The organism is Pectobacterium brasiliense (assembly GCF_016950255.1).
GTDB lineage: Bacteria > Pseudomonadota > Gammaproteobacteria > Enterobacterales > Enterobacteriaceae > Pectobacterium > Pectobacterium brasiliense.
In genome coordinates, this window is sequence record NZ_JACGFN010000001.1 from 848498 (window position 1) to 864745 (window position 16248).

Genomic DNA, 16248 nt, shown 5'->3' on the forward strand with positions numbered 1-16248 from the left:
GTGCTAATGCTGCACGGCTGGCATCTTAAATCGGACGGACAGGCGTTCGTCCCACAGCGTTAAATCCAACGCGTCGTCACATTCGCGGCTAATGGCGCTCAGTTGCTCGTTCGTCAGCGAATAAGGCAGTTGGATATCAAACGCGGTCAGACCTTGCTGACGTGCCAGCGTAATCAGCCTGATGATGTTGGTTTCGTCACTCACCTGCGTAGAAAGCACCTGTAACGCCAGTCCCTTCAGCCGCTCTTTCGGCGCACTCTGCCGAGCCGGTGCCATCTTGGTTACCATGCCAAAAATCGGCATCACGCCGTACATCGCATCCACGAAACGCCAACGTTTCTTGCACAATGCTGCTAAATAATCCGTGTAGTCCAGACAAAGTGGCTCACTGGAACTTGTAGACTCAGGGGACTTTTCCATATTCCCTTTTCTCCTCTTCGCCAGTGGTTTGCCGCGCGCTACCCTGACGGGCATAAAACCGTAAACAATATGATGGTTAATTCAGGTATATTGTCACGCTTCGCCCCCTTTTGACTAGCGTGTTGAGGAGACCTAATTGTGACAACTTTTTCTTCTGCTCCCGTGTTAATTACCGGCGGCGCACGGCGTATTGGGCTGGCGCTGGCGCGTTCGTTTCTGGCCCAGTCGATTCCGGTCATCATCAGCTATCGCACACCTTATCCTGAGCTGGAGACGCTACAGCAAGATGGTGCCGTTTGTCTGACCGCCGATTTTTCCACCACGGAAAACATCTATGCGTTTGCGGAGCAAATTCAGTCGCTCACGCCGCAGCTGCGCGCCATTATTCACAACGCCAGCCGCTGGGAACCTGAAAGCCCCTCCACACCGCCAGAAAAAACGCTGGCCGATATGCTGCAAATCCATGTCTATACGCCCTATTTACTCAACCAACTGCTGGAACCTTGCCTGCGTGGGCAAGGCATCGCGGGTGCAGATATCATTCATCTGACCGATTACGTGGTAGAAAAAGGCAGCGATAAGCATATTGCCTATGCCGCCAGCAAAGCGGCACTGGATAACATGACGCGGTCATTTGCTCGCAAGCTGGCACCAGAGGTGAAAGTCAATGCGATCGCCCCCGGTCTAATCTTGTTTAATGAAAAAGATGACGAATCCTATCGTCAGCAGGCGCTGGAAAAGTCATTGATGAAAATTGCCCCCGGTGAAGAAGAAATTGTCCGGCTGGTGGATTACCTGCTCAGCAGCCGCTACGTCACTGGGAAAACACTAGGCGTTGATGGTGGACGGGCTTTGCGTTAATTCCCTGAGTATCAATGTGAGGATAAACCCATCACTACCAGCGACGTTCGCCAGCAGCTTACTGCTCATTTGACGCGCCTGTGGCGCTATGGACTGGTGCTGTCGCGCAGCCATGAAGTTGCCGAGGAGTTAGTCCAGTCCACCTGTGTTCGCGCACTTGAAAAAAGCGGGCAATTTACCTCAGGCACTCAAATCGACAAATGGCTGTTCTCCATTCTCCACTCGATATGGATTTCCGAACTGCGCGCACGCCGCGTGCGTCTGGGGCAAGGTTTTGTCGAAAGCGAAGCCCTATTGGCCCCGGATACCCGAGAGCGGAATGATGATTGTCGGCATTACCAGAAAATAATGCAGCGCGTTAGCGCCTTGCCAGAAGCGCAGCGCAATACCGTATTTTTAGTTTATGTCGAAGGATTTACCTATCAGGAGGCAGCAGACACGCTATCGGTACCCATCGGCACCATAATGAGCCGGCTGGCCACAGCACGAAGTACGCTGGCAAAATCAGTTGATGCTCTGCCCGCGGCAAAGGAGAAACGGTTTTGAAACCCATGCGTTTTACGCCCCCCTACAGTGATGAAGCCATCGTTGCCTGGTTGGATGGTGAGATGGATGACAACGATGCACAACAATTCGCGACACAGCTGGAGAGCGATGAGCCACTTGCCGAGCGCACCGCCGAGCTGATGAAAAGCCATCTCGATTTTGAAGAGGCCTTCGCGCCGTTACTCAACAAAGCGCCGCAGGCAAAAATGCAGGCCAGGCTTGAGGAACTGCTAGCAACGCATCCGGCGTCTGTAGAACCGCCATCGCATGCCGGTGTCAGTCGCCGCTCGCTCATTGCTGCCTCACTCAGTTTTTTGGTGATTGGCTCAGGGCTAGGCTACCTTGCCCGTCCTGTTTCGACTGTTCGCAACGACAGTGAGAAAATTCGCGATCTTGAAGCGCAGTACATGTCACTGTACAGCACCGAAACCCTGCTTGATGCGGACAGTTCCTTACCTACCTTACAGCGCGGGCTGTCTCGTGCCACTCAAGAGATTGGGCTGCCGCTCCATGAACGGCAGTTGATGCTTCAAGGCGCGGATCTGAAAATAGTGCGTATGCTGCGCTACGACAGCACCGCCATTGCGCAGATTGCCTGGATGCACGCCAAGTATGGCCCCATGGCGTTGTGCATTTCTCCCGATCGGGGAGCAACCACCTCTACGCTTAACAATGAACAACGCCATGATATGCATGTCGTCTGGTGGCACCATCGTGGCTATCAGTTCGTATTAATTGGCCGTAATACTGTACCGCAACTGACTGAAAACGCGCTCAGGTTGCAAACTTCTCTTGCCTAGCCATTGATGCTCCCGCCACTCGCGGATTCCCTTGAGTGGCGGGAAACGTTTATGCGGAGTGTCGTGCTTTCGTCTGGATATCAATACTGATTGCCACGCGATCGTCCACCACCCCGGTAAAGCGATCCATATTAAAGGCCGAGCGAGAAATCGCCGTGGTGGCATGAAGAGACAACGCCTCTTCGCCTGATGCGTTTCCGCCATGTTCTTCAAGCGTGGCGTCCAGAATAACGGGGCGTTGAATATTTTTTACCGACAGTGAACCAAAAACTCGAAAATGACCATGACCTAGCGCCACCACCCTACTGCTGGTGAACGTGATATCGGGATAGTGTTCGGCATCAAAAAACAGGCTGCTTTTTAACTGGTAAGTCAGCAGGCCATTGGAAGCCTGTAGCGTCGTGATGGGGATTTTCACATCAATACGGTCATTGATTTCCTTTTCAGCATCCAGTGTGATATTTCCCGTCACGCCGTCGAGAGAAGCCTGTGAAAGGTGACCAAATGCTTGCCATGAAAGCGCAATGGCGGTTTTATCCGTGGCAATGGTGTAGTTGAGAGGCATAGCGTGCAACAGTGGGCTGATAAGCAGCCCGGCGGCCAAAACGGGAACGATGCGCGTCATAACAGGGTTCTCCTAAAAGTAGACAACGTGTAAACGCACCAACGAACGAATTTATTCGGCCAATTTTCATTATTTTTATCAATGTGGAAAAAATTTGTCAGGAACGGTATCGCCAAAAAAAAGCACGCCCCGCAGCGTATGTAACTTGGGCAAATAAACAAACGCTTAACACCCATTTACGCTTCATTTCTCGTTTATCGCCTATCATCAGGCTATGCTATCAACAGTGAGTTGGGGATAACGTAGATACCATGCATAAGATTGTTTTTATAGAAGATGATACCGAGGTGGGGAAATTGATCGCCGCTTACCTCGGCAAGCATGACATTGATGTTCAGGTTGAAGCTCGGGGCGATCAGGCATTGGCCTTTATTGAACAGCAGCAGCCCGACCTTGTGCTGTTGGACATCATGCTGCCCGGCAAAGACGGCATGACAATCTGTCGGGAATTGCGGCCACAGTACAGCGGCCCGATTGTGCTGCTGACCTCGCTGGACAGCGATATGAATCATATTCTGGCGCTGGAAATGGGTGCCGATGATTACATTCTGAAAACCACACCACCCGCCGTGTTGCTCGCCCGCCTGCGCCTGCATTTGCGGCAATACGCTGCGGCACCACAGGCCGTGACAGAAAACGCCGCGCCCGCCGCGTTACAGGTGCACAAATCACTGCACTTCGGCCTGCTCTGTATCGATCCGGTCAATCGGGAAGTGACATTAGGGCAAGAACACATTGTGTTATCCACCGCAGATTTCGATCTGCTCTGGCAGTTGGCGACCCATGCCGGTCACATCATGGATCGGGATGCGCTGCTGAAAAACCTGCGCGGCGTGACCTACGACGGCATGGATCGCAGCATTGACGTCGCGATTTCCCGCCTGCGTAAGAAACTGTACGACAACCCGCTGGAGCCGTTCCGTATTAAAACGGTACGCAACAAAGGTTATCTGTTTGCGCCCAATACCTGGGAGAGCGTCACGCTATGAGAAAGCTGTTCGTCCAGTTTTTTCTATTGCTGTTCGCCTGCTTTGTCGTCATGACGCTTCTGGTCGGGCTGGTCTATAAAGTCACGGCCGAACGCGCCGGACGTCAGTCCATGGATGATCTGATGAAAAGCTCGCTGTATCTGATTCGTAATGAGCTGCGCGCGCGATTCCGCCCCGCGAGTGGCATAAAACCATCAGCCAGCTCGATTTAAACCTGTCATTCAAACTGCACATCGAACCGGTGAGCAAATATGCGCTGAGCCCCAAGAATCGGCAGCGTCTGAATCAGGGAGAAATTATCGCACTGGATGATGAATACACATTTATCCAACGCATTCCCCGCAGCCACTATGTTCTTGCCGTCGGCCCTATTCCTTATTTGTTCTTCCTGCATGAAATGCGGCTGCTGGATTTACTGCTGGTGATGCTCATCGGGCTGTCGCTGGCGCTGCCGGTTTTCCTCTGGATGCGCCCACACTGGCAGGCCATGCTAAAACTGGAGAATGCCGCACAGCGCCTCGGGGATGGTCATCTGGAGGAGCGCATTCACTTCGATAGCACCTCAAGCCTGTACCGGCTTGGCGTCGCCTTCAACCGCATGGCGGATAACCTGAACCAGCTCATCAACAGCAAAAAGCAGCTGATTGACAATATTGCGCACGAACTGCGTACGCCGCTGGTCAGGCTGCGCTATCGGCTCGCCATGAGCGACAACCTGACAGAAGACGAGCAGCAGGCGTTAAACCGGGATATTGGTCAACTCGAAGCGCTGATCGATGAGCTGCTGACGTATGCCAGACTCGACCGCCCGCAGGTGACGCTGCATCTTGCCGATATCGATATTCCTTCATGGCTACAGGCAAAAGTTGATGATTTCCGCCTGATCCATCCTGACAAACACATCTCGTTGGACATGCCCCATTCGGCACGGATTGGGGCGCTCGATTTACGCCTGATGGAACGAGTGCTGAATAACCTGATCGGCAATGGATTACGCTTCTGCCACAACCGATTGCATATCAGCCTGACATCCGACGCCGAGCATATCGCGTGTCTGCAAGTCGAAGATGACGGCCCCGGTATTCCGCCCGACAGCCGGGAAAGCGTGTTTGAACCGTTTGTTCGTCTGGAAGCGGGTATCGAGAACAGCAGCGGCGGATGTGGGCTGGGGCTGGCGATTGTTCATGCTATCGCCCGGGCTTACGACGGCAGCATTACCGTGGATGACAGCCCGCTCGGCGGAGCCCGTTTCCGTTTTTGCTGGCCAGTAAAAACCGCAACAACGCAGGGCACCATCGCCATTCAGCACTAGCACGAGACGGCGGTAACCCCGCCGTTTTCCCCTGTCTTTCCCACTTTTTCTGGCTTGTACATTAGGTTACACGCCGAAACCAATCACTCACTGAAGCCGCCCTCTGTTTCTCCTATTCTCTCTCTACCAGCCCAACTGAGGGCTACGAAACGTGAATGAGACAACGAGGAAATGATGATGAATAAAGTATTAGTTATGATCGCAGGTGCGGCACTGGGTCTGTCCTCTGTAGCGTTTGCCGCGGATACCGTAACCAGCGCACCAGCTCAGCCTACGGCGACTACTTCTGCACCGGCTAAAGCCACTCACCATAAAAAACCGGTGAAGAAAGCTAAGCCAACCACTGAACAAAAAGCGCAAGCTGCCAAGAAACACGTGAAGAAAGCCCAACCAGCGCCAGCACAGAAAGCGCAGGCTGCAAAAAAACATGTGAAGAAAGCTAAACCCGCCCCTGCTCAGAAAGCACAGGCTGCCAAGAAACACGTGAAGAAAGCTAAGCCCGCTCCTGCTCAGAAAGCACAGGCTGCTAAAAAACACGTGAAGAAAGCGAAACCCGCCCCTGCTCAGAAAGCGCAGGCTGCCAAGAAACACGTGAAGAAAGCAAAAACGGCAAAACCAGCGACCACCACGCCAGCAGCGTAATGGTTAGCACCCACGCCTTCCCCGCGGGGAAGGCGTCACTTTCAGTTAGCCCTATTTGAAACCTATCTCTAAGGGCTTGCCGTAGAACAATCATCAAACACCCGGTTTACCGGGTGTTTATTTCATGGGGGGACGGGAGAATGATGCGGCGTTACTCATTTGAAATTATGTTATCTCTCGTTCTGCTCTGTGGCCTTATCACCCTGAGTTTTTTTCTCTAGTCGCAGGGTCTGCATCACGCAATGATTAATCGCACCGCTATTAATCATAAGATTATTGAACGTCAAAAACAGTAAACGTCAAAAATGTAGACAGCTAGCCAAATAAAGATTGTGGAGCAGTAAAGTTTTATCACTCAGCGCCGTTTATATCATTACACTCCGGGCAATACCGAGAACCGTATAATGAAAAGAACCCTGCAAATATCTGCCCTATTGCTGAGCACGCTGGCTGCGACATCGTATACCTTCGCCTCTTCATCGTCCGGTATCATCCGCTTTTCGGGTGCCATCGTCGAACCGGTCTGTGATGTTACAACACGATCAAATAATGTGACCGTCAGTTGTGAACGACAAGGTGAAATACAAAGGCTACACGTGAAAAATAGCTCGCAACACGCTGTTTTGCCGCAAGGCATCGGTTCTGTGAGGTCAAAAACGTTAAGTTCAGATGCGCGTATTGTGATCGTCAGCTACGAATAAAACGGGTGTCATTCACTGTACTGCTGATAGGAAAACGCGACGCCACTTCGGATCGTGGCGTCGCGTTTTGAGCATTGGGGTAAAATGAAATAAGCGCAGTGATGTCGTGCGACGCCTTTTACACTCGATAACATTTTAATTTCCAGTCCCTCATCAACAAATACATCTATAATTAATTCAACGCGCTATATTTAGCGCTTCAAGATGACTTTTTTCATAAGGTTTATTTACTGCATGCGCATATCAGCCTGGTTGTTATGTTCATTATCATTTATCGCCCCGCTCAGTTGGGCTGAATCCTCACCGGCAGACACCGCCGCGCAGAAGCAGCAACAAATCTTATTTTTCAACCATGACGATCGGGATATCGTTCCCGACACGGCGATATGGCCGTGGCAAGCGATTGGACAGTTGGAAACCGCCAGCGGCAACCTCTGTACCGCGACGCTGATTTCCCCGCATCTGGCGCTGACGGCCGGGCATTGCGTGGTTACGCCACCGAAGGGTGAGATAGATAAACCCGTCGCGCTGCGCTTTCTGGCGACAGAAAAGGGCTGGCGGTATGAAACAACGGAAATTGAAGCGCTGGCGAATAAAACGCTCGCTAAAAAATTGAAAGCCGACGGCGAGGGGTGGATCGTTCCTCCTTCAGCAGCACCGCTGGATTATGCGCTGATTCGGCTAAAGCAAACACCTCCAGGCATTCGCCCGCTCCCGCTCTGGCAAGGCAGCCGCCAGGAATTGATGCAGGCCTTGAAGGACAACGATCAGCGCGTCACGCAGGCGGGTTACCCAGAGGATCATCAGGAAACGCTTTATCGCCATCAAAACTGTTTGATCACCGGCTGGGTTCACACCGCCGTTATGGCGCACCAGTGCGATACGCTGCCTGGCGATAGCGGCTCCCCGCTGATGTTGAATTCAGCAGCAGGCTGGGTGCTCATGGGCATCCAAAGCTCCGCACCCGATGCCAGTGAACGCGATAGAGCCGATAATCGCGCCGTTTCCGTTACCGCCATTCGTCAGCAGTTAGAAACGTTAGCAAAACTAAATTCACCAAAAGAAGGTTCGCCAAAAGAAAGCTCACTAAAACAACACTAGCGCTCTGCTGAGCCAACACCGTCAGGCGGAAATCGTTATTCTGGATACCGCCTGGCACCGCCGTTTTCATGGTATAAAAAAATATCTGTTCTATTCTTATCAGAGAGATAGGTTAATCATCCATACTGTCACCCTACAATGGGTATAACAATTATCAGGATGCTATTTTTTATCTTCTGGAAGCGGCCCTTTTTTATAATTAGATTCACGCTTTATTTGCGGAGCACTTTCTCAGCCAGACCGTTTACCTTTACTTGTAACTTACTGGAAAATAGCACAAATCCATACAATACACTGAAAAACGAAAACATAATTTAAGACAAAAAAACGTCTAAACCTTAACGGAAAGATAAAGGCGATATAATAAGTTACCTCAATTTTTAGCCTCTATGTTATTGTGTCGCCGTTAAATTAAATTGATGTTGTCGCGATTATTATTGCGGAAAGGAAGAGTCTACATGTTAAAACATTTGAGCCATGACGAAAAAAAACGCATGCAGACTCTCGACGAATTACAAAAAACCGATACATCTCAAGACGATATTCTTCACAAACTCACGAAATTGGCCTGCCAACTCCTTGAAACCCCGACGGCTCTCGTGACGCTAACCGGTTCCAAATCTCTGCATATTAAAGCGAAAAACCGTTTTCCTCTGGATGATATGGATAAAATTGGTTCCTTCGACCATTTTACCGTACAAACGGGTCAATCCTTTATCTGCCCCGATGCCACTCAGGACGACCGTTTTAAAGACAGCCCTTACGTCACCCGCGCACCTTTTATCCGTTTTTACGCTGGTGTACCGCTGAAAACCAAAGACGGCTATTCCATCGGTACGTTCAGCGTCATCGATTATATCCCACGCACCTTCAGCAAGTTCCAACTACGACTCCTGCATGACTTAGCGACCATTGCGATGGTGTTAATGGAATACCGCAACGCGGTTGGGCTGATCGATGCCGTCACGCTATTACCTAATCGCCAGCGCCTGATTGACGACATTAGCCACATTACCGACATTCACGAGCCCTACCTGCTTATTCTGATTGATACCATCGACATTTCTTACGCCTATGAAATGGGATGTGCGCTGGGTATGCCGACCGTAGAAGGCCTGCTGAAAGATATCGGAGTCTTTTTACGGCTTAGCTTAAATTCATCAGACAATCTGTACTCTGCCGCCGTCGGCCGTTTCGCCCTGCTGGTGAAGGCCGATAGGAAAGAGAAGGTTCTGGCGGAGCTAGACGCCTGCGCTGAACGGATTCATGAAAGTATCGCCAGCCATATTCCGCTCAAGTTGGAGCTTTTTGTTGGCTACACCGTATTCCAGATTCCGGCCAAAGATCCTCAGCAAATCTTACGTGAATCAATGAGCGCACTACGTACTGCCATCACCAGGAATATTCGCCAGTTTGCTTATGACCCTGAGGCCGATCGGGCGCAGCAAATCGCCTTTACCTTGCTCAATGAACTAGCTGATGTGCTACAGAACAATAAGCCGGGTCTCTATTTAGTTTATCAGCCGAAGCTAAGTATCAAGACCAACAGCGTGATTGGTGCCGAAGCGCTGATTCGCTGGCGACACCCTGAGTTAGGTGAGATTTATCCCGATCAGTTTATTCCGTTAGCGGAAGGCACAACGCTGATGCGCCCGTTAACGGACTGGGTCACCCGAGAAGCGGCATGCCAGGTGAAGCAGTGGCGTCAGGAGGGGCTAACATTCCCCGTATCGATTAACGTTTCCGCCCGAAATTTTTCCGAGAATGATTTTATTCCACGTCTCATCACCATTCTCGAGAATCACGGCCTCACCCCTAGGGACATTGATATCGAGTGTGTCGAGACGCAGAAAATCATCGAAAGCACGGAAACGCTCGCCACTATCCAAACGCTGCAACAGCTCGGATTTACTATCGCGCTTGATGATTTCGGCACGGGATATAGCAACTTAAGCTATCTGCGCAATATTCCCTCTACGGTGATAAAGCTGGATAAATCGCTGATTAAAGATATAAAAACTGACCGCAAAAGCCGCGTCATTGTGCAATCCATTATCAGCATGCTGCACAAACTGAATTACATTGTGCTGGCGGAAGGCGTAGAAAATAAGGAAACGCTCGAATACCTGGCTCATTTTGGATGTGATGAAGTACAGGGTTACTATTTTTCGCGGCCTATCCCTCCTGATGCGTTCACCACCTGGTTAACGACGCGTTCATCACAAACGTCTGCATAACATCCCCCGTCAGGCGGGCTATTCAACCAACGGTACGGAGAACGCCTATGACTCTTCTTACTCAACAGGATGCGCTCGCCATCAGACAGGCCATTGCGCTGCTGGAAGCTCCCTCTTTTACCATACAGGCGGCGAATCTGGTTGGAAAACCGATTGAATGGAGCCTGTCGAAGCTACCCGCCCTGGTGAAAAATAAAATACAGGATGTGGTTCATTCCGCGCTCTACAAAGCGGTAGACGCCGCACTCTATACGCTAGACGATGCACCCGATCGCGTGGCATCACCAAAGACACACAAGCTAGTCGTTGCCGCTTCCGGTGCAGTCAGCGGTTTTTTTGGCGTGGCGGGTCTGCTGGTCGAACTGCCTATCAGCACCACCATCATGATGCGTTCCGTGGCGGATATTGCCCGCAGCGAAGGTTTCTCCCTCACTGATTTTTCCGTCAAAGCCGCCTGTGTGGAGGTTTTCGCGCTCGGGGGGACACAAGAAAGCGACGATGCTGCCGATTCTGCCTATTACACGTCACGCGCCGTTCTGGCCGATATCACCCGGCATGCCAGCCGCGAATTAATCGGCATTGCCGGCAAGAAAAGCGCCGGGAAAGCGTCAGCCAGAATGAGCACCTCACAGGCAGGGAAAACGCTGGCAAAATTGATTGATGCGGTCGCGGCCAGACTGGGCGTCACCATGACGGAAAAAATGGCCGCACAGATTGTTCCGGTGATTGGTGCTGCCAGCGGTGCGGCTATTAATACGCTGTTTATTCACCACTACCAAAACATGGCGAAAGGTCATTTCATCATAAAACGTCTGGAACAGCAGTATGGTGAAGAAGCGATCAGGTCGGCTTACCTTGAGATCAAAAAGCAGCCCTTGCCGACCTGATGTGATACCGAGAGCATTACCCTTCGACCTGCTCCATCGCCTGCAATACGCGCTTATCCGAGATTGGGAACGGAGTTCCTAACTGCTGAGCAAAGTAGCTGACGCGCAGCTCTTCAAGCATCCAGCGCACCGCTTTCACATCGTCGTCGTCACGTCTCTCAGCAGGCAGCTTATTCCACCACTGCTGCCACGCCTGTTGAACGTGTTCCACTTTCAGCATCTGCGCCCGATCGCGGTGAACATCCTGCGCCAGTTTCTCCAGACGGCGCTCTATCGCTTGCAGATAACGCAGCACGTCCGGCAGACGCTGCCAGCCGTTTTCGGTCACAAAGCCACGGAACACCAGCCCATTCATCTGGCTCTTGATATCACTTAACGCCAGCGCCATCGCCATATCTACACGCCCCTTCAGACGCTTGTTAATGGTGAAGACAGCCGTCAGGATTTGCTCAACCTGCTTGGCGATATCAACCACCGTATCATTCAGCTCCGCACGCACTTTTTCATGCAGTTGCTGGAAGGCCTCTTCCTGCCAGACCGGACCACCGGATGATTCAATCAGCTTATCCACCGCGCAGGCGATACAGTCATCGATGAGATCCAACACTTTGCCGTACGGATTGAAGTAAAGACCGAGTTTCGCCTTGTTCGGCAGCTTTTCATGCAGATATTTAATCGGCGACGGAATGTTCAGCAATAACAGACGGCGCAGCCCCTGCCGCATCACCTGCTGTTGCTGGTGCGGCGTGTCGAACAGGCGAATCGCCACGCTATCCTTTTCATCCACTAACGCCGGATAGGCTTTAACCGAGTAGCCGCCACGCTTCTGCTCATAGCAGTCCGGTAGCGAACCGAAGCTCCAGACGTGCAGACCGCGCTGCTCCAGCCCATCATCCACTACGGATGACAGCGTTTGCTGCACTTTATCCTTGAGCTGATCTTTCAGCGCATTCAGGTCTTTGCCTTCCCGCTGCGTCCGCTTCTTCTCATCAATAACGCGGAACGTGATTTTCAGATGATCGGGCACCTGATCCCACTGCCACGCCTCGCGTGGCACCGTGACGCCCGTCATCAGCCTCAACTCACGTTCCAGGGCATCCAAGAGCCCTTTCTCTAATGGCGTGGTACGGGCCAGAAACGCTTCGGCATAGTTCGGCGCGGGAACAAAGTTACGACGTAACGGCTTAGGCAATGACTTAATCAGCGCGATCGTCAGTTCGCGGCGCACGCCGGGAATCTGCCACTCGAAGCCCTCTTCACGCACCTGATTGAGAATAGGCAGCGGAATATGAACCGTAACGCCATCGGCGTCCGCGCCCGGTTCAAACTGATAAGACAAGCGTAATTTCAGGCTGCCCTGATGCCAGAAGTTCGGATAATCCAGCGCGCTTACCTTCTCTGCGCCGTCTTTAATCAACATGCTCTTTTCAAAATTAAGCAGGTCGGCATTATCCCGGCTAGCGGCTTTCCACCATGTGTCAAAATGGCGCGACGACACCACATCGTGCGGCAACCGCTGGTCATAGAAAGCAAACAGCGTTTCGTCATCCACAAGAATGTCACGGCGGCGCGATTTATGTTCGAGATCTTCCACTTCCGCTAGCAATTTGAGGTTGGCGCGGAAAAAGGCGTGGTGCGTTTGCCAGTCGCCTTCCACCAGCGCGTGGCGAATGAACATTTCACGCGCCAGCGTCGGATCGATTTGGCTGTAATTCACCTTGCGCGCCGCAACAATCGGCAGCCCGAAGAGCGTCACCTTCTCCTGCGCCATCACCGTGCCCTGCGCTTTCTCCCAATGGGGATCGCTGTAGCTCCGTTTAATCAGGTGCTGGGCCAGCGGCTCGATCCACTCAGGTTCAATACGCGCGGCAATGCGTCCCCACAGGCGGCTGGTTTCCACCAGCTCAGCCACCATCGTCCACTTAGGCGGTTTTTTGAATAATCCGGAGCCTGGGAAAATCGCAAACCGTGCGTTACGTGCACCGCTGAACTCCTGTTTCTCAATATCTTTTTGCCCGATATGCGACAACAGGCCAGTGAGCAGCGCGCAGTGAATACTCAGGTAATCGGCTGGCTCGCTATTGACCGGTAGCCCCAGCTCTTTCACTACCTGACGCAGCTGCGTGTAGATATCCTGCCATTCGCGCACGCGCAGGTAGTTAAGGAAATCGGTGCGACATTGGCGACGGAACTGGCCGGAAGACAGCGCTTTTTGCTGGTCACGCAGGTAGTCCCACAGATTGACGAAAGCCAGAAAATCGGAGTCTTTATCGGCGAAACGGCGGTGTTTCTCATCCGATGCCTGCTTCTTATCCATCGGCCTTTCGCGCGGATCCTGAATCGACAGCGCAGCGGTGATGATCATCACTTCACGCACACAGCCGGTTTTACGCGCTTCCAGCACCATTCGCGCCAAACGCGGATCGATCGGCAATTGCGCCAGCTGTTGCCCCTGCGGCGTCAGGCGGTAATGCCCGTTCTCGGCCAGATTAATCGCGCCTAATTCCTCCAGAAGCCTTACGCCGTCCTGAATATTGCGCTTATCCGGCGCTTCAACAAACGGGAACGCGGCGATATCACCTAGCCCCAATGACGTCATTTGCAGAATAACGGAAGCCAGATTGGTGCGAAGAATTTCAGGATCGGTAAATTCAGGCCGTGACAGGAAATCCTGTTCGGAATAGAGACGAATACACACCCCAGCGGCGACACGGCCACAGCGGCCTTTACGCTGATTCGCAGACGCCTGCGAAACGGGCTCAATCGGCAGGCGCTGTACCTTGGTGCGGAAGCTATAGCGGCTGATGCGCGCGGTGCCCGGATCGATGACATAGCGAATCCCCGGCACGGTGAGCGAGGTTTCCGCCACGTTGGTCGCCAGCACGATACGGCGGCCGTGATGTGACTGAAAGACGCGGTTCTGTTCCTGATTCGACAGGCGGGCGTACAGCGGGAGGATCTCGGTATGCGGCAAGTCCAGACGGGTCAGCGCCTCTGCCGTATCGCGAATTTCGCGTTCGCCGCTCATGAAGACCAGAATATCCCCCGGCCCTTCGCGCGTCAGTTCATCAACCGCATCAAAAATCGCCTGTAGCTGATCGCGATCGCTGTCATCAGCGTCTTCCACCACGGGACGATAGCGCACGTCAACCGGATAGGTCCGGCCGGACACTTCAATGATCGGTGCGTTATTAAAGTGGCGGGAGAAGCGCTGTGGGTCGATGGTCGCCGACGTAATAATCACTTTTAAATCAGGGCGCTTTGGCAACAGCTGGCGCAAATAGCCCATGATGAAATCGATATTCAGGCTGCGTTCGTGCGCTTCATCGATGATCAGCGTGTCGTACTGCATCAACAGGCGGTCCTGCTGAATTTCCGCCAGCAGAATACCGTCGGTCATCAGTTTGACCAGCGTATTGTCACTCACCTGATCGTTAAAGCGGACTTTATACCCTACGCTGCCACCCAGCGGCGTTTCCAGCTCGGCAGCAATGCGGTCAGCAACGGTTCTGGCTGCCAGACGACGCGGCTGCGTGTGGCCGATCAGACCATGCACGCCGCGCCCCAGTTCGAGACAGATTTTCGGCAACTGCGTGGTCTTACCCGAGCCCGTCTCACCCGCAACGATAATCACCTGATGATGGCGCAGCGCCTCCAGTATCTCGTCTTTTTTCTGGCTAACGGGCAACTGTTCGGGATAGTGAATCGCCGGACAACTTGCCCGCCGGTTCTCGACTTTCTGGCGCGCGACAGCGATTTCCCCCTCAATTTCCTGAGCGATCGCCGCCTGAGCCTGCGGGCTGCTGACCTTCGCCGCGCCCTGTAAACGGCGGCGCAGACGTTGCCGATCGCGAAGCATTAGCTCACTTAACTGCGTAGATAATGCACTGAGAGGTGATTTCACGTTGCTCTTCCTTAATCGTTTTCTCTAATTCTTGTCTCTGCCGGGGCGATGCTCGCCGCCGAATCTGGCTCGATGGAGCCTAATCTACTTGCAAGGCACGAAATTTTTAAGCCGTGGATAGTAGCACATTGTCATAAACGGCTCTAATCGTCCCTGCCCGGTCTTAGTCAAACATCGTCTTATTCAATAAAATCGAATAAAGACCTCGAATATTTGCACTTTTCTCTTTCCAGATCACCGCATAAGATGTGACGCATCAAGGGGCGTTATGTTGTCGCCCACTTCAATCACTAAAGGAATTGGCAATGAGCAAAGTATTGGTTCTGAAATCAAGCATTCTGGCAGGTTATTCTCAGTCAAACCAACTGGCCGACCACTTCACCACCGAGTGGCAGTCTGCACATCCGAACGACAGCATCACCGTCCGTGACCTGGCCGCTCAGCCGATTCCCGTTCTTGATGGCGAATTGGTCGGCGCACTGCGTCCTTCCGATGCTGCACTGACCCCACGTCAGCAGGAAGCCCTGAAATTGTCCGACGAGCTGATCGCGGAATTGCAGGCGCATGACATTATCGTCATCGCCGCACCGATGTATAACTTCAACATTCCTACCCAGTTGAAGAACTACTTCGACCTGGTTGCCCGTGCTGGCGTGACGTTCCGCTACACCGAGCAAGGCCCAGAAGGTCTGGTGAAAGGTAAACGCGCTATTGTATTAACCAGTCGTGGCGGCATTCATAAAGGCACACCAACCGACCTGCTGGAACCGTACCTGCGCGTCTTCCTAGGCTTCCTTGGTCTGACCGATCTTGAGTTCGTATTCGCAGAAGGTTACGGCTACGGCCCGGATGTGGCGCAGAAAGCCACCGAAGCGGCGAAAACCCAGCTGTCTCAACTGGTCACCGCATAAAGAATCGTTGTTTATAACGGATGATTGTTTATAACGGATCATTGTTACCGACCTTGCCATTGGTTTACTTGGCTTGATTATTGCGCGCCTTCCGGCGCGCTTTTCTTTATCTCATCGCCAGCCGCATTGTCCGACCTTTCCAGCAACTGCGTCGCCTCTTTATCCGCTTTGATGTGAATCTCATGCTCGATCTTCACGTTCATATTGATGGTGATCGGTTCTTTGGGCGCAGCCACTTCGATACGCGGCACGCACCCCGTCAGGAAAGCGACCGTGCAACCTACCGCCAGCAATGTCTCGCACTTGTCCATT

Annotated in this window: 14 protein-coding genes and 1 pseudogene; 11 read left to right on the forward strand and 4 right to left on the reverse strand. The window is 52.5% G+C overall.

The features are described from left to right. Positions 1 to 3 precede the first annotated feature (3 nt). Positions 4 to 420, reverse strand: a complete 417-nt coding sequence (locus tag H4F65_RS03795; protein ID WP_010276870.1) for a hypothetical protein — start codon at positions 418 to 420, stop codon at positions 4 to 6. A 138-nt stretch (positions 421 to 558) separates the two neighbouring features. On the opposite strand from H4F65_RS03795, the gene folM reads away from it, so the two are divergent. The 3 genes from folM (at position 559) to H4F65_RS03810 (ending at position 2627) form a co-directional block, all read left to right on the forward strand. Continuing rightward, positions 559 to 1281, forward strand: a complete 723-nt coding sequence (gene folM, locus H4F65_RS03800) for a dihydromonapterin reductase (protein ID WP_010276868.1) — start codon at positions 559 to 561, stop codon at positions 1279 to 1281. Between the two features lie 69 nt (positions 1282 to 1350). Next, positions 1351 to 1827: a sigma-70 family RNA polymerase sigma factor gene (locus H4F65_RS03805; RefSeq protein ID WP_010276866.1), complete on the forward strand. Its 477-nt coding sequence runs from the start codon at positions 1351 to 1353 to the stop codon at positions 1825 to 1827. After that, on the forward strand, positions 1824 to 2627 hold the full coding sequence (locus H4F65_RS03810) for an anti-sigma factor family protein (RefSeq protein WP_010276864.1): 804 nt from the start codon (positions 1824 to 1826) through the stop codon (positions 2625 to 2627). Before H4F65_RS03805 ends, H4F65_RS03810 begins: the two co-directional genes overlap by 4 nt. 49 nt (positions 2628 to 2676) lie before the next feature. On the opposite strand, the gene H4F65_RS03815 is transcribed toward H4F65_RS03810, so the two are convergent. Continuing rightward, on the reverse strand, positions 2677 to 3252 hold the full coding sequence (locus H4F65_RS03815; protein WP_010276862.1) for a YceI family protein: 576 nt from the start codon (positions 3250 to 3252) through the stop codon (positions 2677 to 2679). Between the two features lie 251 nt (positions 3253 to 3503). Between H4F65_RS03815 and rstA the strand changes: the two genes are divergently transcribed. The 7 genes and pseudogenes from rstA (at position 3504) to H4F65_RS03850 (ending at position 11121) form a co-directional block, all read left to right on the forward strand. Next, complete coding sequence (gene rstA / locus H4F65_RS03820; protein WP_010276861.1) at positions 3504 to 4241, forward strand: two-component system response regulator RstA; 738 nt, start codon at positions 3504 to 3506, stop codon at positions 4239 to 4241. Beyond that, positions 4238 to 5553 (forward strand): annotated as a pseudogene (rstB, locus tag H4F65_RS03825) (two-component system sensor histidine kinase RstB). Before rstA ends, rstB begins: the two are co-directional and overlap by 4 nt. A gap of 177 nt (positions 5554 to 5730) precedes the next feature. Continuing rightward, positions 5731 to 6195 carry an acid resistance repetitive basic protein Asr gene (gene asr / locus H4F65_RS03830; RefSeq protein WP_010276856.1) on the forward strand — a complete coding sequence of 155 codons (465 nt, stop codon included), beginning with the start codon at positions 5731 to 5733 and terminating at the stop codon, positions 6193 to 6195. Positions 6196 to 6599: 404 nt separating this feature from the next. Then, positions 6600 to 6896, forward strand: a complete 297-nt coding sequence (locus H4F65_RS03835; RefSeq protein ID WP_072014207.1) for a type 1 fimbrial protein — start codon at positions 6600 to 6602, stop codon at positions 6894 to 6896. Between the two features lie 234 nt (positions 6897 to 7130). Next, positions 7131 to 7997, forward strand: coding sequence for a trypsin-like serine peptidase (locus H4F65_RS03840; RefSeq protein ID WP_010276853.1), 867 nt, complete (start codon positions 7131 to 7133; stop codon positions 7995 to 7997). A 458-nt stretch (positions 7998 to 8455) separates the two neighbouring features. Beyond that, on the forward strand, positions 8456 to 10234 hold the full coding sequence (locus H4F65_RS03845) for a sensor domain-containing phosphodiesterase (protein ID WP_010276850.1): 1779 nt from the start codon (positions 8456 to 8458) through the stop codon (positions 10232 to 10234). 47 nt (positions 10235 to 10281) lie between these two features. Beyond that, positions 10282 to 11121 (forward strand): EcsC family protein, encoded by an 840-nt coding sequence (locus H4F65_RS03850; RefSeq protein ID WP_010276847.1) that lies wholly within the window; start codon positions 10282 to 10284, stop codon positions 11119 to 11121. 16 nt (positions 11122 to 11137) lie between these two features. On the opposite strand, the gene hrpA is transcribed toward H4F65_RS03850, so the two are convergent. After that, positions 11138 to 15025, reverse strand: coding sequence for an ATP-dependent RNA helicase HrpA (gene hrpA, locus H4F65_RS03855; RefSeq protein ID WP_010276844.1), 3888 nt, complete (start codon positions 15023 to 15025; stop codon positions 11138 to 11140). Between the two features lie 305 nt (positions 15026 to 15330). On the opposite strand from hrpA, the gene H4F65_RS03860 reads away from it, so the two are divergent. Then, the gene (locus H4F65_RS03860; RefSeq protein WP_010276841.1) at positions 15331 to 15936 is read left to right on the forward strand and encodes an FMN-dependent NADH-azoreductase; all 606 of its coding nucleotides are present in this window, start codon (positions 15331 to 15333) and stop codon (positions 15934 to 15936) included. A gap of 77 nt (positions 15937 to 16013) precedes the next feature. On the opposite strand, the gene H4F65_RS03865 is transcribed toward H4F65_RS03860, so the two are convergent. Then, positions 16014 to 16247: a YnbE family lipoprotein gene (locus H4F65_RS03865; RefSeq protein ID WP_010276838.1), complete on the reverse strand. Its 234-nt coding sequence runs from the start codon at positions 16245 to 16247 to the stop codon at positions 16014 to 16016. Position 16248: the final 1 nt, after the last annotated feature.